The 23,483-nt window shown below is 63.1% G+C and carries 21 protein-coding genes; 6 read left to right on the top strand and 15 right to left on the bottom strand.

Annotation, left to right across the window (positions count from 1 at the left end):
* The first annotated feature begins 88 nt into the window (after positions 1-88).
* Entirely contained in the window at positions 89-766 is a 678-nt protein-coding gene (locus U5782_RS14270) for a heavy metal response regulator transcription factor (protein WP_322044476.1), read from the top strand.
* The gene (locus U5782_RS14265) at positions 766-2,235 is read left to right on the top strand and encodes a heavy metal sensor histidine kinase (RefSeq protein ID WP_322044475.1); all 1,470 of its coding nucleotides are present in this window, start codon (positions 766-768) and stop codon (positions 2,233-2,235) included. Before U5782_RS14270 ends, U5782_RS14265 begins: the two co-directional genes overlap by 1 nt.
* Here U5782_RS14265 and U5782_RS14260 read toward each other — a convergent pair.
* The 3 genes from U5782_RS14260 to U5782_RS14250 are packed head-to-tail and all read right to left on the bottom strand — an operon-like array spanning position 2,232 to position 8,142.
* A complete protein-coding gene (locus U5782_RS14260; protein WP_322044474.1) occupies positions 2,232-3,674 on the bottom strand; it encodes an efflux transporter outer membrane subunit in 1,443 nt (480 codons plus the stop codon). The genes U5782_RS14265 and U5782_RS14260 overlap by 4 nt on opposite strands.
* The gene (locus tag U5782_RS14255; protein ID WP_322044473.1) at positions 3,671-4,861 is read right to left on the bottom strand and encodes an efflux RND transporter periplasmic adaptor subunit; all 1,191 of its coding nucleotides are present in this window, start codon (positions 4,859-4,861) and stop codon (positions 3,671-3,673) included. Before U5782_RS14255 ends, U5782_RS14260 begins: the two co-directional genes overlap by 4 nt.
* Positions 4,862-4,887: 26 nt before the next feature.
* Positions 4,888-8,142 carry an efflux RND transporter permease subunit gene (locus tag U5782_RS14250; protein WP_322044472.1) on the bottom strand — a complete coding sequence of 1,085 codons (3,255 nt, stop codon included), beginning with the start codon at positions 8,140-8,142 and terminating at the stop codon, positions 4,888-4,890.
* 353 nt (positions 8,143-8,495) lie between these two features.
* Here U5782_RS14250 and U5782_RS14245 point away from each other — a divergent pair, with 353 nt between their 5' ends.
* On the top strand, positions 8,496-8,837 hold the full coding sequence (locus U5782_RS14245; RefSeq protein WP_322044471.1) for a DUF4148 domain-containing protein: 342 nt from the start codon (positions 8,496-8,498) through the stop codon (positions 8,835-8,837).
* 121 nt (positions 8,838-8,958) lie between these two features.
* On the opposite strand, the gene U5782_RS14240 is transcribed toward U5782_RS14245, so the two are convergent.
* The 7 genes from U5782_RS14240 to U5782_RS14210 form a co-directional block, all read right to left on the bottom strand.
* The gene (locus tag U5782_RS14240) at positions 8,959-9,372 is read right to left on the bottom strand and encodes a DUF4279 domain-containing protein (protein ID WP_322044470.1); all 414 of its coding nucleotides are present in this window, start codon (positions 9,370-9,372) and stop codon (positions 8,959-8,961) included.
* Between the two features lie 9 nt (positions 9,373-9,381).
* A complete protein-coding gene (locus U5782_RS14235) occupies positions 9,382-9,960 on the bottom strand; it encodes a PAAR domain-containing protein (protein ID WP_322044469.1) in 579 nt (192 codons plus the stop codon).
* Positions 9,961-10,157: 197 nt separating this feature from the next.
* Positions 10,158-10,649, bottom strand: coding sequence for a lysozyme inhibitor LprI family protein (locus U5782_RS14230; protein ID WP_322044468.1), 492 nt, complete (start codon positions 10,647-10,649; stop codon positions 10,158-10,160).
* Positions 10,650-10,841: 192 nt separating this feature from the next.
* On the bottom strand, positions 10,842-12,413 hold the full coding sequence (locus tag U5782_RS14225; protein WP_322044467.1) for a TolC family protein: 1,572 nt from the start codon (positions 12,411-12,413) through the stop codon (positions 10,842-10,844).
* The gene (locus tag U5782_RS14220; RefSeq protein ID WP_322044466.1) at positions 12,400-14,439 is read right to left on the bottom strand and encodes an FUSC family protein; all 2,040 of its coding nucleotides are present in this window, start codon (positions 14,437-14,439) and stop codon (positions 12,400-12,402) included. The genes U5782_RS14225 and U5782_RS14220 overlap by 14 nt, the downstream gene beginning before the upstream one ends.
* Positions 14,420-15,472, bottom strand: coding sequence for a multidrug transporter subunit MdtN (gene mdtN / locus U5782_RS14215; protein WP_322044465.1), 1,053 nt, complete (start codon positions 15,470-15,472; stop codon positions 14,420-14,422). Before mdtN ends, U5782_RS14220 begins: the two co-directional genes overlap by 20 nt.
* Before the next feature lies 1 nt (position 15,473).
* Positions 15,474-15,761 (bottom strand): hypothetical protein, encoded by a 288-nt coding sequence (locus U5782_RS14210; protein WP_322044464.1) that lies wholly within the window; start codon positions 15,759-15,761, stop codon positions 15,474-15,476.
* A gap of 432 nt (positions 15,762-16,193) precedes the next feature.
* Here U5782_RS14210 and U5782_RS14205 point away from each other — a divergent pair, with 432 nt between their 5' ends.
* Positions 16,194-16,910 (top strand): pirin family protein, encoded by a 717-nt coding sequence (locus tag U5782_RS14205; protein WP_322044463.1) that lies wholly within the window; start codon positions 16,194-16,196, stop codon positions 16,908-16,910.
* A gap of 72 nt (positions 16,911-16,982) precedes the next feature.
* Positions 16,983-17,582 (top strand): NAD(P)H:quinone oxidoreductase, encoded by a 600-nt coding sequence (gene wrbA, locus U5782_RS14200; protein ID WP_322044462.1) that lies wholly within the window; start codon positions 16,983-16,985, stop codon positions 17,580-17,582.
* A 55-nt stretch (positions 17,583-17,637) separates the two neighbouring features.
* Here wrbA and U5782_RS14195 read toward each other — a convergent pair whose 3' ends face one another.
* Positions 17,638-18,318, bottom strand: coding sequence for a MarR family winged helix-turn-helix transcriptional regulator (locus U5782_RS14195; RefSeq protein ID WP_322044461.1), 681 nt, complete (start codon positions 18,316-18,318; stop codon positions 17,638-17,640).
* 401 nt (positions 18,319-18,719) lie between these two features.
* On the opposite strand from U5782_RS14195, the gene U5782_RS14190 reads away from it, so the two are divergent.
* Positions 18,720-19,748, top strand: coding sequence for a porin (locus U5782_RS14190; RefSeq protein ID WP_322044671.1), 1,029 nt, complete (start codon positions 18,720-18,722; stop codon positions 19,746-19,748).
* A 57-nt stretch (positions 19,749-19,805) separates the two neighbouring features.
* Here U5782_RS14190 and U5782_RS14185 read toward each other — a convergent pair whose 3' ends face one another.
* From U5782_RS14185 to U5782_RS14170, 4 genes are all read right to left on the bottom strand, one after another.
* A complete protein-coding gene (locus tag U5782_RS14185) occupies positions 19,806-20,663 on the bottom strand; it encodes an aldo/keto reductase (RefSeq protein ID WP_322044460.1) in 858 nt (285 codons plus the stop codon).
* Positions 20,660-21,094 (bottom strand): DoxX family protein, encoded by a 435-nt coding sequence (locus U5782_RS14180; RefSeq protein WP_322044459.1) that lies wholly within the window; start codon positions 21,092-21,094, stop codon positions 20,660-20,662. The genes U5782_RS14185 and U5782_RS14180 overlap by 4 nt, the downstream gene beginning before the upstream one ends.
* A 48-nt stretch (positions 21,095-21,142) precedes the next feature.
* A complete protein-coding gene (locus U5782_RS14175; RefSeq protein WP_322044458.1) occupies positions 21,143-21,934 on the bottom strand; it encodes a pirin family protein in 792 nt (263 codons plus the stop codon).
* 232 nt (positions 21,935-22,166) lie between these two features.
* The gene (locus tag U5782_RS14170; RefSeq protein WP_322044457.1) at positions 22,167-23,258 is read right to left on the bottom strand and encodes a porin; all 1,092 of its coding nucleotides are present in this window, start codon (positions 23,256-23,258) and stop codon (positions 22,167-22,169) included.
* Between the last annotated feature and the right edge of the window lie 225 nt (positions 23,259-23,483).

Raw genomic sequence — 23,483 nt, 5'->3', positions numbered from 1 at the left:
AAAATGTAATCCGCCGGTCATCCGGCGGAACGCTGGCGCGGGCGGCGTTTGGGTAAAATCGTCCCACCATGAAGGCGGGAGAGTACGTATGCGGGTCCTCGTGATCGAAGACGAGCCAAAGGCGGGAGCCTACGTCAAGAAAGGGCTCGAGGAGTCGGGCTGTAGTGTCGATCTCGCGACGGACGGCGCCCAGGGGCTGCTGCTTGCGCAGGAAGAGGAGTACGACGTGATCGTGCTCGATGTGATGCTGCCGGTGCTCGACGGCTGGACGGTGCTCAAGCGCCTGCGCGCAACCAAGGCCACGCCAGTGCTCTTTCTCACCGCGCGCGACGATGTCGCCGACCGCGTGCAAGGACTCGAACTCGGCGGCGACGACTATCTGGTCAAGCCGTTCGCCTTCGTCGAATTGCTCGCGCGCGTGCGCACGCTGGCGCGCCGCGGGCCGCCGCGCGAAGCCGAGACGATGCGCATCGCCGATCTGGAAATCGACGTGATCCGCCGCCGCGTCAAGCGCGGCGCGAATCGAATCGACCTCACGCCACGCGAATTCTCCCTGCTCCAACTGCTCGCGCGCCGCCAGGGCGAGGTGCTCAGCCGCACGCAGATCGCCTCCTTCGTCTGGGACATGAATTTCGACAGCGACACCAATGTCGTCGAAGTCGCGATCCGGCGCCTGCGCGCGAAAATCGACGAAGGTTATCCCAGCAAGCTGATCCACACGGTGCGCGGCGTGGGCTACGTGATGGAAGAAAAGGACACGCCCTGATGGCGCGCCGCTCGCTTGCGCTCACGCTCGCGGTGGTGTTCAGCGCGACCACGTTCGCGGTATTCGCGTGCGTCGGCTGGTATCTCTATGTGGCGCTCGCGCACCAGGTGGGCAAGCAGGACGATCAGGACATCGTGCTCGCGGCTCGCCACGTGCGGCGTCTCGCGGCCGAACTCGGCTCCACGCAGGATGCGCGCGAACACGCGCAGCGGCTCTCCAGCGCCGTGCTGGGCAACCAGGCGCTCGCCATGCGCATCGTCGACGCGCAAGGCTTGCCCGTGGCCGACCACGACGAAGGCGAAACCTTCGATGAACCGCCCACGCCGCCCACCCATGCCGTGCTCGCCCGTGATGTGGATCTGTCCGCGTCGCGCGCGGGCGCGCTCGTGCTGGCCCCCGACGCGCGCATCACCGATACCGCGATTCGCGCATGGCGCAGCGCGCAGGGCGTGCCCGTGCGCAGCATCGCGTTCGACGTCGCGCTGCGCAACGGCGAGACCGTGCGCGTGGCGATTGCGCGCGATCAGCGCGGCCCGCTCGGCTTGCTCGATTCCTATCGCGATACGTTGGGTCTCGCGGGCAGTGTCGGCACATTGGTCGTGCTGCTCGGCAGTTACGCGTTAGTGCGCCTCGCGCTGCGGCCGCTGCGCCAGATCGCCGACCAGGCACGCGAAGTCACGGCCTATCGGCTCGACCGGCCGATTCGCGTCAAGCACATTCCCAGCGAACTCGCGACGCTCGTGGCCTCGCTCAACGCGATGCTCGAGCGGCTGCATGCCGGTTTCCAGCGCCTCACCCAATTCACCACCGACCTCGCGCACGACATGCGCACGCCGCTGGGCAATCTGCGCGGCACGACTGAAATCGCACTCGCGCGCCCGCGCTCCGATGATGAATATCAGGCGGTGCTGGCCTCCAATCTGGAGGAATGCGAACGACTTTCGCGCATGATCGAGAACGTGATCTTTCTCGCGCGTGCGGAGCATCCGAGCTTCGAGATGCACCGTCGCGAGTTCGACGTGCGTGAAGAACTCGAACGCATCGCGGAGTATTTCGAAGGACTGGCCGACGAAGCGGGTCTCGCCATCAGCGTGCAAGGCAACGGCACCTTGAGCGCCGATGTCGAACTGTTTCGCCGCGCGCTCAGCAACCTGCTGGCGAACGCGCTGCGCTACACGCCGCATGGCGGCACGATCGTGCTGGCGGCTCACATCAGCGGTCCGACGCTCGACGTCATGGTCGAGAACCCCGGCACCCCGATTCCCGCTGAACACCTCGAACGCATTTTCGAGCGCTTCTATCGCGCCGATCCTTCACGCACGCGTGGGACCGAATCGACGGGAACCGGCGCATCGGCGGGGCTGGGCCTCGCCATCGTGCGCTCCGTGATGGAGTTGCACGGCGGCAAGGTGAGCGCGCAAAGCGATGCGCGCAGCACGCGCTTCATCCTGACCTTCCCGCGCGCCTAACCCGCGTTGCCGCTCCAGCTACCGCCCAGCGCTTCGATCAACCGCACACACGCGGCCATTCTGCGGCCTTCGATCACGACGGCGTCGCGCTCGTTGGTGAGCGCGATGGTCTGCGACGTCACTACGTCCAGATAGCTGACCGCGCCCGCATTGAAGCGGTTCGTGGTGAGCTGCAAGGCTTGTTGCGCACTCTGTGCCGCGCGTTGCTGCGTGGTGGATTCATCGGCCAGCGCCTGCAATGCGGACAGATTGTTCTCGACCTGCTCGAACGCGGTGAGCACGGTTTGCCGGTAATCGGCGACCGTGCCGTCGTAGTGCGCGGTGGCGGCGTGCAGCGTGGCACTGCGTTTGCCGCCGTCGAACAGCGTGCCGACGAGCTGTGGCCCGAGCGACCAGAACAGGCTGGGCGCGCTGAGCCAGGGCATGAAGAACGAACTTTCCAGCCCGGCCGTCGCGCTCAGCACGAGGTTGGGGAAGAACGCCGCGTGCGCCACGCCGATCTGCGCATTGGCTGCGGCGACGCGACGCTCGGCCGCCGCGATGTCGGGACGGCGCTCGATCAGTTGCGACGGCAGACCGGGCGGGATGGCAGGCAGGTGGAAGCTGTCCTGCGTGTCTTGCAGCGGCGGCAGCGAGAAGATCGAAGCGGGCTCGCCGATCAGCGTGGCGATCGCATGCTGAAGTTGCGCGCGGTTCACATCGATATCGCGCGCCTGTGTGCGCGTGCTGTCGAGTTGCGTTTGCGCCTGGGCGACCGCCGAGGCGTCGATCGCGCCGTTGCGCTGCTGGTCTTGCAGAATCTTTAGCGCGCGGGCATAGGCGCTCACGCTGTCGTCGAGCAGATGCCTTTGCGCGTCGAGCGAGCGCAGATTGAAGTAATCGACCGCGAGTTGCGCCGTCATCGACAGGCGCACCGCTTCCAGGTCTGCCGCGCTTGCTTGCGCACTGGCGCTCGCGCTCGTCACTTCGTCGCGGATGCGGCCGAATACGTCGGGCTCCCACGTCGCCGTCACGCCCAGCGAATAGTCGGGAATCGTCTTGCCCGCAAGCGACGATCCCTGCTTGTTCGCCGAAGTGCGATAGCGGTCCTGTGCGACGCCTGCGGTGATGGTGGGCAGGAAGCCCGCACGCTGATAATCCGTGCCCGCGCGCGCTTCGTCGAGATTGGCGAGCGCCTTGCGCACACTCTGATTCGATACGTCGATGCGGGCTTCGAGTGTGTTCAGTTCGGTATCGCCGAATACGGTCCACCATGCGCCGCGCGGTGCGGCGTCGGCGGGGGAGGCGATCTGCCAAGCGGTGTTCGATGGTGTATCGGCAGCATAGTGCGCGGGAACTTCAACCTTGGGCGGCTGATAAGGCGCGACGGTCGAGCAGGCCGTCAAGGCCACGGCAACCGCCACGACGCACAGGCGCAGGGGGAAACGGCACGCGCTCATGATTGTGACGCCTTTGCGACGCTGGCCTTTTTGGTGGCAATGCTCACCGCTTCGCCGTTGCTGATGCTGTCACCGGGATTGTCGATCACGCGGTCGCTGGCGGCGAGACCCGACGTGACTTCCACATGCGTGCCGAAGTCGCGGCCCAGGTGCACCGGTTTGAGCAATACCTTGCCCGCCGCATCGACCGTCGCCACCGACACGCCGTCGGGCCGGAACAGCAGCGCGGTCACGGGCACATCGAGTGCGGGCGTCGTGCTCTTGAGCGCGAGATGCGCCTGCACATAGCCGCCGGGCAGCAGCGCACCGTCGGCATTGTCCACGTCGATTTCCACGCGTAAGGTGCGGCTCGACGGATCGATGGCGCCCGCGTTGCGCGCCACATGCGCGTTGAAGCGGCGGCCCGGATATTGTTGCGTCGTCAACCATGCCTCGGTCGCGGGCGTGACGTCCGCCGCGTCGTCCTGCGGCACATCGACGAAGACACGCAAGGTCTGCGTCTGCGAGAGATGGAACAGTTCGTTCGCGGCGGTTGGCGCACCGGGCGTGCCGCCTGCGGTGACGAGCGCGCCCACGTCCACATCGCGCGCCGTCACCACGCCGTCGAACGGCGCGGTCACCTTTTCGTACGAGACCAGTTCGGCGAGCCGCGCGACGTTGGCCTGGGCGGCCGCGAGTGCGGCTTGTTTTGTCTGCATGTCGCTCGTTTTTGCGTCGGCGTCCTGTTGCGCGACCGACTGGGTCGCGAGCATCGCCTGCCAGCGCTGCGCCGTGGTCTTCGCATAGGCATAGGCCGCCTGCGCCGAGGCTTCGTCGGCGCGCGCTGCGCGTAATTGCGCGTCGAGATCGGGCGCGGCAATGTCCGCGAGCACCTGACCGGCCTTCACGTGCGTGCCGATATCGGTGTACCAGTGCGCGATATAGCCGCTCGTGCGCGCGAAGATCGCGGCATCGGCGAACGATGTGGCGGCGCCGGGCAGCACGAGATCCTGACTGGCGGGCGCGGGCTGCGGTTGCACCACCGCAACGGTGAGCGTGCTTTGCGCGGCGGTCTGCGCCGCCAGTGCGCGACTGGCCTGAAAACGCGGAACGACGCCCGCGGCGAGCAGCGCGAGGGCGAGCGCCGCGAGCACGAATGCACCTTTGCGGCGCGGCGCGGGAGCAGGCTGTTTGTCGATGTCGGTCATGATCGGGAGAGTGAAAGCGGGAAGCGTTACTGTTCGGCGTCGGCGGATTGATCGACCGGGGTTTCTTGCGCGGCGCGCTCTGGTTCTTGCGACGGTCTTTTACGGCGAGCGAGCCAGCCGTGCGCGATGGCGAACACCACCGGCACGAACATGAGCGTCGAGACCGTGCCGCATGCCAGCCCGCCGATCACGGCGCGGCCGAGTGGCGCGTTCTGCTCGCCGCCATCGCCCAGACCGAGCGCCATCGGCAGCATGCCGATCAACATCGCCAGCGCGGTCATCATCACCGGGCGAAAGCGCGTGAAACCCGCCTGCTCGGCGGCTTCGAAGGGCGTCATGCCTTGCGCGAGACGCTCGCGCGCGGCCGTGACGACGAGAATGCTGTTCGCCGTGGCGATGCCGATACAGAGAATCGTGCCGGTTAGCGCGGGCACGCTGAGCGTGGTGTCGGTCGCGAACAGCATCCAGACGATGCCCGCAAGCGAAGCGGGCAGGCCGCTCAGCGTGACGAGCGGATCGAGCCACGACTGGAAGTTCACGACCATCAGCAGATAGACAAGCGCGATGGCGAACGCGATACCCATCAGGAGTCCGGAGAAAGCCTCGTGCATGGCCTGCACCTGGCCGCGAATCACGATCGACGAGCCGGGCGGGAGTTTGGCTTTCTCGCTCTCCACGACCTGCGTGACGTCGCTCGCAACCGCGCCGAGATCGCGGCCTTGCACCGCGCCGAAAATATCGAGCACCGGCTGGACGTTGTAGTGCGAGACCACGGCTTGCTGCGTGGCGCGCGAGAACGTGCCGAGCGAGCCAAGCAGATTCTGCACGGGCGCGGCGTTGGCGGCATTCTTCGCGTTGCCTGTGTTGCTCGTGCTGGTACCCGTCAGCGGCAGATTCGCGAGCGCCTGCAACGAGTTCATGTCGTACTGCGGCATCATCACCATGAGCGGATAGCTCACGCCATTCTTCGGATCGAGCCAGAAGTTGGGCGTCGTTTGCGAGCTGCCGGACAGCGCGATCAGCAGATTCTGCGCGACGTCGCGTTGCAGCAGGCCCGCCTGCATGGCTCTCGTGCGATCGACGTCGATATTGATGGCGGGCGCGTCGCCGGGCTGCTGGATGCGCGCATCCACGAGACCGCGCACGTGGCGCAGCTTCGCGAGCAGATCGTCGGCGACGACGCGATTCGCGGCGAGCTTGTTGCCGACGATCTGGATGTCGATAGGCGCGGGCAGGCCGAAGTTGAGAATCTGGCTGACGATATCGGCGGGCAAAAAGGCGAACGTCACGCCCGGGAACGCTTTGGGCAACTGCTGGCGAAGCTCGCGTACATAGTCGGCAGTGGGGCGATGGCCGGGCTTTAGCGAGACCATCACATCGGCGTCGCCCGCGCCGACCGGGTCCGATGAATCGTAGGTGAGATTGATGCCGCTGACCGGCACGCCGATATTGTCGAGTATCGCGCCTTGCTCGCTGGCGGGAATGACGCCGCGAATCGCCGCTTCGACCTGATCGGTGAGCCGCGCCGTCTGTTCGATGCGTGTGCCCGTGGGCGCACGCAGATGCAGGCGGATTTCACCGGTGTCCACGCTCGGGAAGAAGTCGCGGCCCGTGAAGAGCAGCAGCGCGAGCGAGGCCGCGCAACAGGCGAGAAAGATCGGCACGAAGCGGCGGCGCTGCGCGATGGCGCGCGCGAGCGCCGCGCGGTAACGCAGACGCAGCGCCTCAAAGCGTGCTTCGAAGCCGGCCTGGAAGCGCATCATGCGTGCGACCAGCGCATTCGCGGGCCGCTGCCCAGGCGTGCGCGGCTTGAGCAGATACAGCGCAAGCGTGGGCACGAGCGTGCGCGAGAAAAAGTACGACGCACCCATCGCGAAGATCACCGCCTCGGCCATCGGCACGAATAGATAGTGCGCGATGCCGGTGAGCAGGAACATCGGCGCGAACACGATGCAGATCGACAGCGTGGACACGAAGGTTGGCACCGCGATCTCGCCCGAGCCGTTGAGGATCGCGTCGTAAAGCGGCTCGCCGTTTTCCAGGTGATGCGTGATGTTCTCGATCGCAACCGTTGCGTCATCAACGAGTATGCCGACCGCGAGCGCGAGGCCCCCGAGCGTCATGATGTTGATGGTCTGGCCCAGCGCCGACAGCGCGAGGATCGACGTGAGCACGGCGAGCGGAATCGACACGGCGATGATGAGCGTGGCGCGCCAGCTGCCGAGGAACAGCAGGATCATGAGCGCGGTAAGACACGCGGCGATCAGCGCCTCGCGCACTACGCCGCCGATGGCCGCTTTCACGAACACCGACTGGTCGCCCAGCGGCGTGATCGTGAGCGCCTTGGGCAAGCCCGCCGCGATATGCGGCAGCAGCGACTTGACCTGACCGATGATCGACAGCGTCGACGTATTGCCGGTTTTTTCCACGGTGAGCAGCGCCGCGCGCGTGCCGTTGCTGCGCACGATATTGGTCTGCGGCGCGTAGCCGTCGCGCACGTGGGCGACATCGCGCACATAGACCACGCTGCCGTTCACGGTCTTGACGGGCAGATTGTTGAGCGCGGCGATGCTGTCGGTGCTGCCGTTCATCTGCACGTTGTATTCGCGCGCGCCAATCTTGGCGGTGCCGCCCGGCAGGATCAGGTTCTGCGCATTGATGGCGTTGACCACGTCGAGCGGCGCGAGGCCCTTGGCCTGCAGCGCGTGCGGGTCGATATCGACCATGATCTGGCGCACCTTGCCGCCGAACGGCAGCGGCACCGACGCGCCCTGCACGGTGGCGAGTTGCGTGCGGATGAAACTGTTGCCCAGGTCGTAGAGCTGCTGCTCGGCGAGCGTCGCGCTGGAGAGGCCCAGTTGCAGGATGGGCACCGTCGAGGCGTTGTAGGTGATGATGTTCGGCGGCAGCGTGCCGGGCGGCAGCACGCGCAGGATCGACGCCGAATTGCTCGCGGCCTGCGCGATTGCGCGGTTGATATCGGCGCCCGGATGGAAGAACACCTTGATCACGGAGACGCCGTTGAGCGATTGCGATTCGATGTGTTCGATATCGTCCACGTCCGAGGTCAGCGCGCGCTCGTAGTTCGAGGTGATGCGCTGCGCCATGTCCTGCGCCGAAAAGCCGTTATACGACCAGACGATGCTGACGACGGGAATGTCGATGTTGGGGAAGATGTCGGTCGGCGTGCGCAGGATGGCGAGCGGGCCCGCGATCAGGATAAGAATCGCGAGCACGGCGAAGGTATACGGGCGGCGCAGGGCGAGCCGGACAATCCACATGACGAACCTGTATGAGCGTGAGGGCGCGCTTTTTTGCCTCGTGAGGTCGAAGGCGGTGACGCGGCGCGCGCCGGTATGGAGGTTCGCAGTCTGATGGGTGGGGCTTTTCCGGAGGGTGACGGGTGGATTACAAATTCGTCATGTGGGGTGGGGCGTCGCTGCGATTTCCCTTTTTGTATCGCTGTGTATCTGCCGTGTTAGCAGACACGTGCGCTTGCAAGAGCACGGGTGAGCAGACACAAGCGAGATACGTCCGCGCGTTCAAATACATCCATGCCAGTCAGCAACGTCGCGAAGGCGATGAACCAGCCGACTGGACCTTCGATCCCTTTTTCAACTCGCAGGAGTCAGTCATGAAACTCGTTCAATCGCTGCTCGTCGCCGTTGCTGTTGTCGTTCCGGCTGTTGCTTTCGCTCAGTCGAGCCAGCCGGAGCAGGCGCTTACGCGTGCCCAGGTTCGTGCGGAACTGGTGCAGCTTCAAAAGGCAGGCTATAACCCGGCCGCCGATTACACGCAGTATCCGCAGAATCTGCAAGCGGCCGAGGCGCGTGTGGAGGCGCAGAACGGTGCGGTGGCTGCGGCTTATGGGGCGGGGTCGAATGGGAGTTCGGCGGCGGGGGCGTCAGATGTACGCAACGGGCAGAGCGCGCAAAACGATGTCGTGGGGCTTGAGCCGATTTATGGGCATTCGTGATGCGAGGGTGGGGGCTCTCCGACACCTAAAGATTCAAGCGCATAGTCTGGTCCTCACCGGTTGGGCTATGTGCTTTGAAGTGCCTTATAGGACGGGCGCGGGAGTCGGCTCTATCGTTGAGCTATTGGTATTCATCAATCTCGATTGTGCCCCCCATCACTGCCATCATGGTCCGGATATCGTCCGGCACATCGGGCACACGATTTCCTGCTTCATTGACCCAATAGCAGAAAAAGCGCACCTTCCCGCCCGCGCTTTCGATGTGTGCCTTCAAGTCCTGCCGGGGCAGCGCCAGACGTTGGATCAGATAGCGTAGATGCGGCTCCAATCGATCGCTGTGCACCGCCGTTTCGCTGTCGATGCCCCATACCCCTGTACGTCGCACCAGAGAGCGACCCTGTCCTGTCCGGTCCTCAAGCGGCTCCCCCTTGGTCACAGACACATCCGGCTGCACCCCGAAGTACTGCGTCCACCACTCCGGTACAACACGATCGCCCGTTATCGTAAAGCTAGCTGCAGCCAATTTCTCCGTCATTCCCATTCCTCAGTTGTCGTAGGCATGAAAATTATCAATATAATCTCCATTGAAATAAATGTCCCCGTTCTCCTCAAACTCAAGGTCGTCATTCGGTCCTATTCCGTTTGTTTTTTTGAATCTGTGGATCATCTCGCGGAACGCGGAATTGCTATAGCCGAACATTTTCCGGGCATATTTTTCGTTTGTTGTGCCGGCTACTTTCGCCGTGTCACCATCCTGGATGTCCTCGTAGTACCCGAACGGCTGAGCGTCGCGAAGTGACATCGAACCCGAAGCATTAAAGGTGGCGACCGGATAACTGCTGCCTGCATTCAAGGACACGATGCCTTGGGACGCTACCAAGGCAGGCGACGAACACTTGCACACGCATTGATCGCCCGCCTGCAGCAATTGCCTGCCGTTCATCACTACATTCGTGGAGTGTGGCAGGATGCTGCGTGCGAAACCCACTGACCCGCATTGAGCGCAAGACACGCCAGCACCGTTGAACGACAAAGCACGCCCGTCCATTGATACACAGCCCGCGCCGTCAACCACGACGCCACCCACTACGGTTCTGTCTCCTACCCGGATCAAATTGCTCATCTGCCTCCCATGGCCTGTTAGCGACCCTGTTGGTTGTGAGGAGATGAATAACACGGAGCGAGGCGACGGCCTTTGCGCTAGATCGAGGTTTTCGTAAACGCCGTCCGTCGCGGGACATCTCCGCATGCGGTACGAGCGGCAATCGTACCGGACTGCCGAACCCCATTGGCGAACCAACAGGTCATGTCGCTACCGCGCTACCAGTCTTTGGGATTTTTCAGTTCGGCCAGCCGGTTTTTTGTCATGCGTGTCATGCAACTCCAAAAAACCTGATATCGCATCGACGCTTGCCCCAGTCCATACGTTTCCCCATAGCAATAGTTGTCGCGATATGCCAACCACGTTTCCTCCGATTTCATAAAATAAGGCAGAGATATGGGTTCGCTATCTTTTTTCAAATTCAGATCATTTTTCTCAGATTTGGATATGAATTTCCCAAATTCATTGGTCAGTTCGTGATCTGCTAGCTCAAAATCTCTGTGTCCGCATTGATCCATGTCCTCTTGTGATGCGTGGGGCAGTGATTTGCAGAATTTCGCTATACTATCAGGCGATTTTTCGGAAAAATATTTAAATGATGATTCAATTTTATTATAGTTGAAATCGTCAAAATATATCGATTGAGAAAATGCGGGATTCGTGAGAGAGGCAAGTAGTGCTGCCACTGGAATTCTAATGCGGTGCATCATGCGATGATCAATTTTCTCAAGATGATGATTTGTTAACTCTGGTGTCCGTTCTATTTCAGGCTACTCCACATTGACAAACGATTTCGATGAAACACGTCAAACCCTGACTCTTGCCAAGGTGCTGCCAATTAGATAGGTGTTACGCATGACTGGCAGCGGTGTTTTCCACTCACCGCGCCTGCTGTCGCCCTGTCACCATTCACTCCCCCCACTCTCCGCCGGGGCGCCCCCCATCTCCCCCGTAGCCAACGCAAGCGAAGCCGCGGCCGCCAACGCCGCGCTATAACTATCCGCAAACGCGTTCTGCGCGGCCAGCAACTGGTTCTGTGCAAGCAGCGCATCGGTGATCGAGCCAACCCCATGCCGATATGCAGCAAACGCCGCGTCGTAAGTCGTCTGCGTGGCGTCGAGCAGCGCCTTCGCAGCGCCGTTAGAAGCCAGGCTCGTGGTGAGCGCATTCTGCGCGGCGACGACTTGGCGGACCGCCTCGTCGCGCGTGCGCGTCAATTTCGCGGCGGCGCTATCGGCGTCGTTGCGCGCCTGCATCAGCACGGCCGAGCGCAAGCCGCCGTCGTAAAGCGGAATCGTCACGCCGAGAAAGACGCTGCCGCTACGCCGGCTGCCGTTCAGATTCACCGTGGCCGCCTGATCGCCGATGGGCGGAATCGCCGTGATCGCCGTGCTGCCCGTGCCGTACGCGGCGTTCGCAGCCAGAAATACCTTCGGCATGAACGCCGCCTCGGCGGCGCGGATTTTTGCCTGGTTTGCCTGTTCGATTGCGTACGCGCTTTGCACGTCCGGGCGTCGTGCGATGGCATCGGCCACGATTTGATCGACGGATTGATGCATGGACGGCGAGAGCGTGCGCGTTGGCAACCGCGCAATCGCTGGCTTCGACAACGGCGAAATACCGAGCGCCGAAACGAGGCTCAAATAGCTGTCGCTCACGAAGCCATCGGCCTGCACTTTCGCGAGGTTGGCCTGCGCGCGGTTTTGCGTGGCCTGCGCGAGTTCGACGACGGTGCCTACGCCCTGTTTAAGGCGCGCGCGTGCGGCGGCAAGGATGCCGTCCGCGTTGTCGAGGGCTTGTTGCGTGGTGCGCGCTCGCGCGTCGGCGGCTTCGTAGGTGTAGTACGCGATGCTGACGTCGTGGATGATCTGCTGATGCAACGCCGTGAAGGCGATGTTGGTGGCCAGCGAAAGCTGGGTCGCCGCGTCGACGCGCGCGCGGCGGCCGCCGAAGTCGAACAGCAACCATTGCAGCGCCAGCACCGACACCGTGCCGTGAATATCCGAGCTCGTGGAGGTATTGCCGAGCAGCGTGGATGCGGACCCGCTCGCGGCCTGGTAGCCGCCCATCGCCGTCGCGGTGAGTTGCGGCAGATAAGCGGTCTTCGCGATGCCCGCAGCGAGCGCCGCGTTGCGCGCATCGTTCCAGGCGATGCGCGTGAGGGGATTGGTGGATTCCGCAAGATCGATCAATTCGGGCAATGTGTAGGCATGGTTCTTATCGAGTGGCGCTGCCGCTTCGATATTCGCGAGCACAGCGCTGCGTGGCAAGGTGTAGCCTTCGTGCGCGGCGTCGGCGGCGCTACGAGGCGGCCCGGCGACAATGTTGCCGGCCGCATCCGTCTGCGGCTGCCAGGGACGATCGGCGGCAGGCGGCGCGAGATCGAGCGAGGACGTCGCGCATCCCGCGAGTGCGCACGCGTTCAAGGCAAGGGCCAGCGCGATCATCCGGGGCGTCGGTTCAAGGGCGCGCATCGGTGCTCGTCTCCTTCGGCGTTGCGGGCTGGGCGATTGCGGCGTAGCGTTGCGCGACGAGGTTCAGTAAGGCGTCGATGCCGGGGTCCGTTGCGACTTCGGCGGCAGGCCCGGTAGGTGAGCTCATGGCACTCGCATGAGCATCGCTACCAGGCGAGAACTGGCGTGCGAGTTCGCCAAGACGCGCATCGCCTGCTGCGCCTGCCCGGCCTGCGGCGAAAAACAACGGCGTTTCCAGCGCCCCGAGTTCCGCTAGCGCTCGTCGTCGGCTGGCGATCCACGTGGCGGCGGGGCGGACCCACGACGGTTCGTAGTGGATCAGTCCGAGGTTCTGGCGCAGTCCGCCATACTCGGCAAGCGCATTCGCCACGAGCGTGCGGCGTGTGCCGGCGTCGGTGGCGCGGGCGATGCGTCGCCATTGCGCGACCAGCGCGTCGAATGTGTTGTCGATACGGCTTGCGATGCTCACGGGCCAGACGCGCGTGAACACCAGATAGACCACGACGTTGCCGATCAGGATGCCAATCGCCCGGTCGCGCGCGATCGTCAGGTCGAAGGCGGGCGCGGGTCCCTGGATCACGCACAGGAAGAAGGCGAACGCGATCTGCATGCCGGCATAGGCGATGCGGGGCGAACCCATCGCGACCCAGGCGGCCAGCCACGCACCCACGAAGACGAGCGCCATCAACTGGCCAGCGGAAGTCAGCATCGGCGTCACGAACACGATGGCTGCCGTGCCGAGCAGCGCGCCGACGAGACAGCCCGCGATGCGCAGCGTCAGTTTTTCGACGGTCTCGGCCGTCGTGCCGAGCGATACCATGTAGCAGGTGATGAAACAGGTGTGGATGCCTTGCCAGTCGAGCTGCTGGTAGAGCAGGTAACAGAACATCGCGGCCGCCGTGGTTTTTAGCGCGTAGCGGACGTGATCGGGATTGCTGAAGGCGTCTGCGTCGAAGAAGCCGCGAGGCGCGGGGGCGTGCTCCTCAGCGGCAGGGGCGCTCGCGGGCGGCGGTACGGCGAACTGCTCCAGCGCCGCGCGCAGGTCTGCCAGCACGAGCGCGGCGAGGGGCGTCGGCGCGGCGCTTTCAGGCGAGGGCACTGGCACGGCGATCTCTACCGGATAGCCGCCTGCGTCGAGCATCGCGGCCATTTGCATCATCGTGTCGGCGAGTTGCGCCGCATACTCGACAGGCAGCCGCGCGCCGGGTTCGCTCGCGCTGAGATCCGTCGCGATCAGGATCGCTGTGGTGGACGCGGTGGCCTGGCGCAGCGCGGCGCTATCGGCCTTCGTCAAGGTGCCTTCAAGACTGGCGAGTTTTAGCCACGTCATGATCGCGTGATTGCCTTCGCGCAGGCTGGTCTCGAACGCGGCGCGTTCGGCGTCGCTGGCCGTATTCGCGAGGCGGCGCGCCGCGAGCCGCATTCGCCGCGCGAGTTGCGCCGTGGCGAGCCTGCGCGGTGACGGCGCCATCAGCAGGTTCACGACGATCGCCAGACCGATCGGAATCGCGACGAAGAGCCAGGCGTACAACAGGCCGCGGGTGGCGGCTTCGCCGATGGGCGCGAGCCCGAGTTCGTCGAGCCCGAAGCCGACAATCATGGCGACAATCGCACCGACCGGCCGCAGCTTGCTCGCCGAGGTCACGAATAGCAGTCCGAATGATAGTAGCGCCATGCAGGCGACCCGCAATGGAGGGAGGTCGATACAGACGATCGCGACCGCCATGACGATGCCGATGATCACGCTCACTAGCAGCAGTAGAGCGCACGACATGACGACGCTCGTCACACGATCCGGCCGGTTCAGGAAGAACACGATATACGCCGATGTTGCGGCTTCGGGTGTGCCATAGGCGCTGGCGACGAGCACGGTCAGCGCGCAGATCAGCGCGATGCGCGTGACGATCGCGGCGCGGCCCGGAAACGGCGCGAGCAGACGCGCGATCTCGCGAGGGCCGGGCGCGGTGACGTCGCCAGCGACGTCGGTGGAAACCGCGCTTGCGACCTCAGCGGCAGGACTGGCCATGCCGGACCTCGACGATCGCGCTTGCGCCGATGCGCACCAGCCTCGTGGGCGGCGCCTCGATGCGCACGCGCACCGGAAAGCGCTGCGAGACCCGTACCCAGTTCACCGACTGTTGCACATAGGGCAGGCCGCGCGGCAGGTTTAATCGATCGGTGTCCGTAATACCTGCGCCGATACCGATGACCTTGCCGCTCATCGCCTGCTTGCGGTCGATCATCGAGTACACGGTCGCGCAGTCGCCAACCTCGATCGCGCCAAGCGCGGTCTCGCGGAAATTCGCCACCGCAAACCACTCGCCGGCGTGGATCAGCGTGAAGATGGACTGGTTGGGCGCGACCGTCTCGCCCGCGAGTATCGAAAGCCCCGTGACGTAGCCGTCGAATGGCGCGCGCACGACGGTATCGTCGAGCGCGTGCTGGGCGAGCGCGAGCGCCGCCTCGCGAGCGTGCAGGGAGGCGATGGCGTCGGCATCGTCGCCGATGGTCTGCGCCGACGACTGCTGCTGCACCTTGGCCTGCGCCAGCGAGACGCTTGCATCGCGCTGCGCGACGACCGCCTGGTCGAACTGCTGTGCGGACACATAGCCCTGCGCGGCGAGCGGGCGCAAGCGTTCGACGCTGCGTGTCGCGAGATCGTAATTGTGGCTGGCGCGGTGGGTCTGGTCGGCGGCAATGGCGGCATTCGAGGTCTCGCCGATCACCGAGCGGCGCCGCGTCGCCAGCGCCGCGCGCGCCAGTTCGACCTCGGCCTGCGCCTGCGCCACCGCGAGCCGGTAAGGCAGCGGATCGATTTCGAACAGCACGTCGCCTTTGGCTACGCGGGCGTTCTCCTCGACCGGCACCCGCACGATGCGCCCGCCCACGGGCGCGGCGACGTGCACGACATCTGCGTCGATGCTTGCATCGTCGGTGGAGGGAAAGCGCGCCGAGCGGTCGTACGCGTACCAGAGCGCCGCCAGACCGAGCACGATGATCGCGGCCGCGATCGCGCGGCCTTTCCATGCGGGGGACGAAGGGGCGCCGGCCATTTTCATGTCAGAGTTGCCCCGTTCCGGCTAGCCAGACGAGCACGCCGGTGACGATGCCGATCGCCGTGCACACAGAAAGCTGCCAGGGCACGGCGCGGACCCAGCCGGTCGCCACGAAGACGCGATGGGCGATGAGCGCGCCCACGACGCCGGCTATGGCGCTCATCAGCCAGAAGGGGAAATACGCACCGAATAGTGCAAAGGCGGGCGCGCCACGGGCGGCGCAACCCGCTAACGGCACGGATGCCAGAACGGAACAGCTGGTAGCGAATCTGGGCCATGTACGTTGTTTCATCGCTTGCGTGACTGGAACAATGACTGGAATCCCACTCGTCTGCCATTTCCTGCAAACACCTGACGTCACGTTGAGGTGGACGAAAGGCTTACAGGTTCGCTTCAGTATGCTGCCTTGAGCGGTGAAGGCGCTTCATCATAGCGCGGTTTGTCGCGCCGCCCGCTGGCGGACGGCGCGCTTGCCCGAACGTCGATCCGGCCATCTTCATGTAAGCCATCTGGTCGGGCAGGGAATTCGATCAGGAATCCTCTTGGAAAATCGGGCGGCTGATGCCGGCGAGGCTTCCGTTGTTGTCCTGGCGAACCGGCATCGCTCGCGTAGCCTGAGATCGTTCTATCCGACGCAACGTTGCTTTGTAAGCGCACGCATTTCGCCGAAAACCTTGCCGATATAGCATTGGTTGTCGCTCATTTTTTGCAAAGGAAGGCGCAAATGCTTGCACACAGACGTTGGGCATCGCTGGATGAGGGTAATCTCGGCTGGCTGCGCGCGAAATACCATTTTGCCGTCGATCCGGGCGGCAATCGTGCCCACGGTGCGTTGGGTCCATTGATCGTATGGAACGACGACGAAATCGCGCCCGGGAGCGGCTTTCCCCTGCACGGGCATCGTGACGTGGAGATCGTCACCTACGTGCGGGCGGGCGTGCTGGCGCATCGGGATACGATAGGCTCGGAAGGCACGCTTCGCGCGGGCGACGTGCAGGTCATGAGCACCGGCACGGGAATCCGGCACACCGAGTCCAACAAGGGCGATGTACCGCTCAAGCTCTATCAGATCTGGTTGTTGCCGCGCGAACGCGGCGGCGAGCCTTACTGGCATCAGCGCTCGTTTCCGAAGGCCGACCGGTCAGGGCGCTTCGCCGTGCTCGCAAGCGGATTCGCGCACGACGAAGGCGCCCTGCCGATCCGCGCCGATGCACGCGTACTCGGGGCCACGCTGATGGCGGGCGAGCGTATCGTGCAGGCGTGGGGGCAGGCGAGTCGCGCTTACCTGGTGGTCGCCTCGGGGCGTATCGAGATCGACGGCGAGGTTGTCGGGCCACTGGATGGCGTGGCCATTACGGACGTGGCGTCCAGCGAGATCGTGGCGCTGGAAGACGCGGAACTGGTGATGGTCGAAACCGTTGAGCATTCGTCAGTGAGGTGAGTGGCGCTGCCATCGCCAGCGTTACGCGCCTCGTCATCCCGGCGTTGCCGGAAACATGCAAAGGAGTCTGCTATGTCGAAGGTTTTGGTGCTGTACTACTCCACCTATGGGCATGTCGAAGCCCTGGCAGAGGCGGTTGCAGAAGGCGCTCGCTCGACGGGAGCGAGCGCGGACGTCAAGCGCGTGCCGGAGACGGTGCCGCAGGACATCGCCACTGCGGCGCACTTCAAGCTCGACCAGCAGGCCCCCGTGGCCACGGTGGCGGAGCTGGCCAACTACGATGCGATCGTGATCGGCACGCCAACCCGGTTCGGGCGTATTTCGTCACAGATGGCGGCGTTTCTCGATCAGGCAGGCGGTCTCTGGATGAGCGGCGCGCTCAACGGCAAGGTCGGCGGCGCATTCACGTCGACGGCGAGCCAGCACGGCGGCCAGGAAGCGACGCTCTTTTCCATCATCGCCAATCTGCTGCATTTCGGCATGGTCATCGTCGGCTTGCCGTACAGCCATCAAGGACAGTTGACGCTCGATGAGATCGTGGGCGGCTCACCTTATGGCGCCACGACCATTGCGGGTGGCCAGGGGCAACGGCAGCCGAGTGCGATCGAACTGGAAGGCGCGCGTCATCAAGGCGCGCTGGTCGCCGGGGTGGCGAACAAGATCTTCGGCTGATTGCGTTTCATCATGGCTACGCGCGGCGGCATGCCCGCGCGTAGCGTCATGCGCGCTATACGCGTTTAGCGCGGGGGCGAGGCGTGCGGCCCGCTTTGGCTTTTTCCGGCGCCGCGTCGGTCTCCTCCAGACCCGGCAGGACCAGTTCCTCGATCAAGGCTAGCGTGCGCAGACAGAATGCGTTGCCTGCGGCGCGCTCCTCCTCGGAAAAGTGCGCCATTGCCGGCGCGAGCGAGGATTCTTCCGCGAGCTTCACAATCGCCTTCTCAACGATCTCCAGGCCCTTTTTGGTCAGGTGGACGATGAAGCCGCCGCCGTGACCGGGGTCGGGCTGACGCTCGACCAGACCCAGGCCCGCGAGCCGGTCGATTTTCTTGGTGATCGCGCCCGACGTCACGAGCAGCGCACGGTACAGATCCGTTGGCCGCTTCGCGTAGGGATGGCCGCTGCGGCGCAACGCCAGCAGCACCCGCATGTCCGAGCCGCTGATCCCACACAGGCTGTTGCACATCTTGTCGAAGGCCTGCTCGACTACCGTGCCGATGCGCATGAAGTAAATCGCGAGCAGGAAGTTGGAGAGGTCGAGCTCGCCGTGTTCATGCCGCCATTGCGCCGTAATGAATTCAATCTGGCTGGCCCCCGGAGTGAGTGATTTTCCGGCGGGCGCGGAGGGTTCCGGTACTGCGTTCTTGCGGCTTCGCTCAGACGCGGATCGTTTCGCGGGGGCAGCGCTCATCTCGATGGTTTCCCTGGAAGTTCGTGCGGTCCGGCCATGTGCAGTGGGGCCTGCCCCGCATGCGACCGTGCCCTATTGTACGAAAAATTCCCCCCGATGCGGACGAACCTGTATCGCCGGGCTGGCGACCCGATAGGGCCGCGCGCTCGGGAAACTACCTGGCCGGAACGAGGTTGACGTTTAGGTCATGTCGAATGTATCTTCCACGGAAGATGTATTGGGGTGGCGTCCGCAAAACAGACGCGGTTCGAACCCCGGTTTTGTCGCGCAGTTAAATAGGAATGCTGATGTTATGGGAAGGCCGACGTAAAACTATATTCATGCCGGGATATCGGAGGAGATGGCAGATGGGCGAGCAAAAGAAGCGCTTTACCTACCGGGGGATAGCCGCCGGGATCATCATGGCATTGACCAGCACGGCGCACGCGCAAAGCAGCGTGACGCTCTATGGTGTTCTGGACGCGGGCTTGCTTTACACGAGCAAGACCTTGAATCTCGAAACGGGGCAGAACGCGGGGAAGCAGTTTTCGCTGATCGACGCGGGCTTGTCGCCGTCCGAATTCGGCATGAAGGGCGTTGAAGATCTGGGCGGCGGTCTGAAGGCGGAATTCAGGCTGGAGAGCGGCATCAGCGTCGCCAACGGCGGCGTCGGCATCTCTAACGGGAACTTCTTTGGGCGTCAGGCCTGGGGGGGACTCAATAGTCAGTATGGCGAGGTCAAGGTCGGGTTGCAGTTTTCTCCCTTCTTTCTAGCCCTTAACCGTATCGATCCACGCAGTACGTCGACCTTTGCCAGCGGCGCGGTCATCTACGTAGACAATGTCGCGGCAACGGGTGTCTTTAGTTCCAGCGCGGTGTCCTACACCTCGCCCACCATTGCCGGATTTCAGGGGAGTGTGCTTTACGCGTTCGGTGGCGAAGCGGGCAATTTCGCGGCCGGCCGGCAATATTCCGCGGATCTGAAATACGACAACGGCAGCCTGCTGATCGACGCCGCGTTCTATAACGCCAATTCGGGCGGCGCCGAGCAGACTCCGCTGCCCACGACGGTTGACTTCTTCGGCCGCGTGCTGGGGATTGCGTACCGGTTTGCAACGCTCGTCGTCAAGGCCTCGTTCTCCAGCTATAAGGTCGCGGGATCGTTCAGCAACAATGTCTATGGCGGCGGACTCGAATACTACGTGACGCCCGCGCTGAATCTCAATGGCGGTGTCTGGTTCACCTCGGATCGAAACGATACGTCGAACCATTCGATCATGGGGGCCGTGGGAACGCAGTATTCGCTTTCCAAGGCGACGTCGTTGTACAGCCAGGTGGGCGTTGTGAACAATCACGGGCGCATGAATACGGGGCTGTCGATCAACGGTGCGATCTTCGGCGTCGCGGGCACGACGGTGGGTGTCGACGTCGGCATCAAACACGTTTTCTAGCGCGCAGCGCGTTGCGCGCCGCCGGTTCTCACTGGAACCGGACGGCGCGCGAAGGTTTTACGCGCGGGTGCTGTCCCAGACCGGCGCGAATCCAGGCGGATCGACAATCCGGCTGTTGTTGGTCGCCAGCGCGTGAATGGCTGCCATCTCCGCACCGTCCAGTTCAAAGTCGAACACCGCGAGGTTCGACGCCATGCGCTCGATCCGGGTGGTGCGGGAAAGCGTGACGACACCCGCTTGCTGAATCAGCCATCGAAGCACAATCTGCGCGATGGTTTTTCCATGACTGCCGGCGATGTCCTTCAACGTCGGGTCCGCAAAAACCCGGCCGATCGCCATACCGCAATAGCCGGTCACGGCCAGTCCCGCCTCGAGCGTACTGTCGATCAGCAGAGACTGATTCAAATACGGGTGATATTCGAACTGGTTGGTCACGAGCGGGATGGCGGAAAGGCGAATGGCCTCGGTCATCTGTGCCCGGTTGAAGTTGCTCACGCCAATATGCCGAACCTTGCCCGCGCGAACCACGGCATTGAGCCCGGCGATCTGTTCCGCGAGCGGGACATCCGAACCCGGCCAGTGCAGCAGCAATAGATCGATATAGTCAGTCTTGAGCTTGCGAAGGCTCTCGTTGACGGAGGCTTCGAAGAATGCCTCGGCGTAATGACTGACCCACACTTTGGTGGTCAGGAAGAATTCATTTCTTGCGATCCCGGAAGCGGCGACGCAGTCGCCAATAGCGGCCTCATTGCGATAAATCTGCGCGGTATCGATATGGCGAAAGCCGGCCTCAATGGCGGCAGGGAGAAGCCGGTGAATCTCCGCGTCGCTGACGCCATAAGTGCCGAAGCCAATGGCCGGGATGGCGGCATCGCCCGCTTGAACGTTAAACATAAAGGATTCCTGACTGGTCAATACCTGGCCGGCGTACTCGCGAAGGCGTCGTCGACCATCATGCGGTCGAGACTGAATGCTCCGGCGCCGCCAATGGAGAGCGCAAGCAGCCCGCCTGCCAGGCCGAAGTTCTTGAGAAACTCGCTCAGTTGATGGTGATCGGCCAAGCCATGATGAAAAAGCGCAGCGCTCAGGATGCACCAGCCTGCCAGCAGGTTTGCGGCGGCGCGGGTGCGGTAGCCCACGACGAGCAGCACGCCGCATGTGAGTTCGAGCAGCATGGAGCCGACACACCCCAGCATGGGAGCGGGCAAGCCGAGTGACCTGAAGGACTCGACGGTTGCGAGCGGCCAGAACAGCTTGTCGATGCCGCTTGCGACAAATGCCGCCGCGAAAAGCTGCCGCGCGGCCAGCGCGCGTAAATCATTGGCTGGGAATCGCACGGAACTCATGGGCTAAATCTCGAGGCGGGACAACTATGATGAAGGACGCGGTGCAAACTAGCGGGCACGACGAAGCTGTGCGCCGATGTCCCTGATCCGGGCTTCGCCCACGCGCAGCGCTTCGCTTGTGGTGTGAACCGAATAATGGCCAAGCACGAGTGGGTGCGGATGCGCAATAGCTGAGCCGATGACAAACTCGGTTGCCTCGTCGGCTGAAATGCTCAACATGCGCTCCGATTTATCGAAGATGACGAGTTCATTCGCGACGCGCTCCTGACCGATATGCACGGCGCCGCGCTGGACGCTGAGCCACGCAACGGTATGACCGGCTGGCGGTGTGTATTGCCATTGCTCGCCGGCTGACAATCGCACCATCAGGTAGTTGATACCCGGCGGCGCCATGACGGGACTGGTGACGCCTTTGTATTTACCGAGAATCAGGCTCGCCTGGCCGACCTGGGGCACGTCCTTCGCAGACAGATACTGGCTGGCAGGCGCACCCAGTTCGAGCGCTGGCGGCAAAGCGGTCCACAACTGATAACCGCGCACGGTGCCACTGCCTTTGGCGCCGCCGCCATGCCAGACGCCGCTACCGGCGTTCATCCACTCCACGCCGCCCGCGGGCAGCGTTCCCGACGCACCGGTCGTATCGGCATACTGCACTTCCCCTTGCAGAAGCAAGGTCGTGGTGGCCAGGCCCGAATGAGGATGCATGGCGAACTGCAAGCCCGCGGCTGCCGAGCTTTCGAAATAATCTAGGAATACGAAAGGTTTCAGGACTTCGCCGAGGTCGCCTGGACTGACCATGCGGATCACGGGACCGTGCTGATGTCCCGTCGTGCGAAGCATGATCGTTCGCTCTTGAGCAGGTTGAATGTCGGGCGATGCAGTATCTAATGGAATTGTTTGAAGCGACATGATGTTCGGTTGCCAAAGGCTGCTGAGGATATGGCCTTAGGGTATTCGCCAGCGCGCCTTGCGGGAAGCCTGTATTTCTTGATGCGATCCATCGCTGGGAGCGATACATCGGAGGGTGGCTCCCCGCCGCGCGAGTGTTAGCAGGGGCAAAAGCGTGTAAGGCTCAGAAGAAGTGCTGGATGCCGATCGAAACGCCGGTGGTCGATCGGCCGGACGCCACGCCCGCCCCCGTGAGCGACGCGAAACTATTCGCCCCCGAGGCGTGCTGATACGTGACTTGCTGATAGACCGAGGTGCGCTTCGAGAACAGATATGTGTTCGATACCGTGATGGTCTTCCAGTTGCCGCCATCGAGATTTTCGACCCAGCCGCCAATCGCAATGATGTCGTCGGGTCTGAACGTCCAGTTCGCGCCCGCGTCGACAGTATTGGCGGTCCCCTGGCCCGTAGTCAGGGTAATGCGCGACTGTGTGAACGTGGCGTGCAGCAATACGCGCGAGAATTGATACGTGGCGCCCAGCCCCCAGTCGACGAGTTTGTTGGCAACCACGCCTTCGCCCTGGCGCAGCGCAGTGCCGAACAGGGACGGCAGGCCGATGAAACTCGACAGTTCAAGATAGCGGTTGTTCTCGTTCGCGTAGGTGGCCGCGAGGCTGAGCGGCCCGTTCTTGTACTGGACGAAGAGGGAATAGTTGCGGCCTTCGGCGAATGCGCCGGGCACGTTGCCAAACGCAAATTCGCCGCCGGCGGAAAAACCGCCGTACGTCGGGCTCACGTATTTCACGGCATTGTTGAACTGATAGAAGTTCGCGACTTCATCGAGATTGCCCACGTGCAGCGAGAGAATATTGCCGAGCAGGAAGGGCGTCTGATAGTTCGTCAAAACGTCATACATAAAGCTTGGCTGATGCCCGAACGTCAGCGTGCCATAAGAATCCGATTGCAGACCGACGATAGCCTTGCGATTGAACAGCGATCCGGGCACGAGCGACTCGCCGTTGTTCAGCAAATACTCGCCCTGAAGATCGAAGATCGTGCGCAGACCGCCGCCGAGATCTTCCACGCCCTTCAAACCATAAATATCGGGTGAATGCGTGTTGCCTTCCTGAAAGAGCGCGTGTCCGCCCACGTTGCTGATGTACTGCACAGCGGTATCCGCGATGCCATATAACGTGACACTCGATTGCGCGTGTGCGATGCCGACTACTGACAATGCTGCGAGGGTTCCTGCCGTCGTACGTCCAAGAAAGGCCATTGCTCTGACTCCGAAGCGGTTGTTATTGTTTTGGTGGTGGGTTGAGAGACGCGAAAAAGTAGTAATGCTAAATAAGTTGAAGATATGAAACGCCAACCCTGGGGCCGCCATGCGGCGACAGCTTATGATTCCCCGCTCCCTCGGGGTGTTGCATTCAACAATAATGAATGGCAGAATCTATGTTGAACACTATAGGGATGGCCCCTAAGGGTGTCAACAAAGCCG

The sequence above is a fragment of the Paraburkholderia sp. J67 genome (genome assembly GCF_905220265.1).
GTDB lineage: Bacteria > Pseudomonadota > Gammaproteobacteria > Burkholderiales > Burkholderiaceae > Paraburkholderia.
Note: the sequence above shows the minus strand (reverse complement) of the source record. Positions and strands in the feature narration are given on the sequence as shown.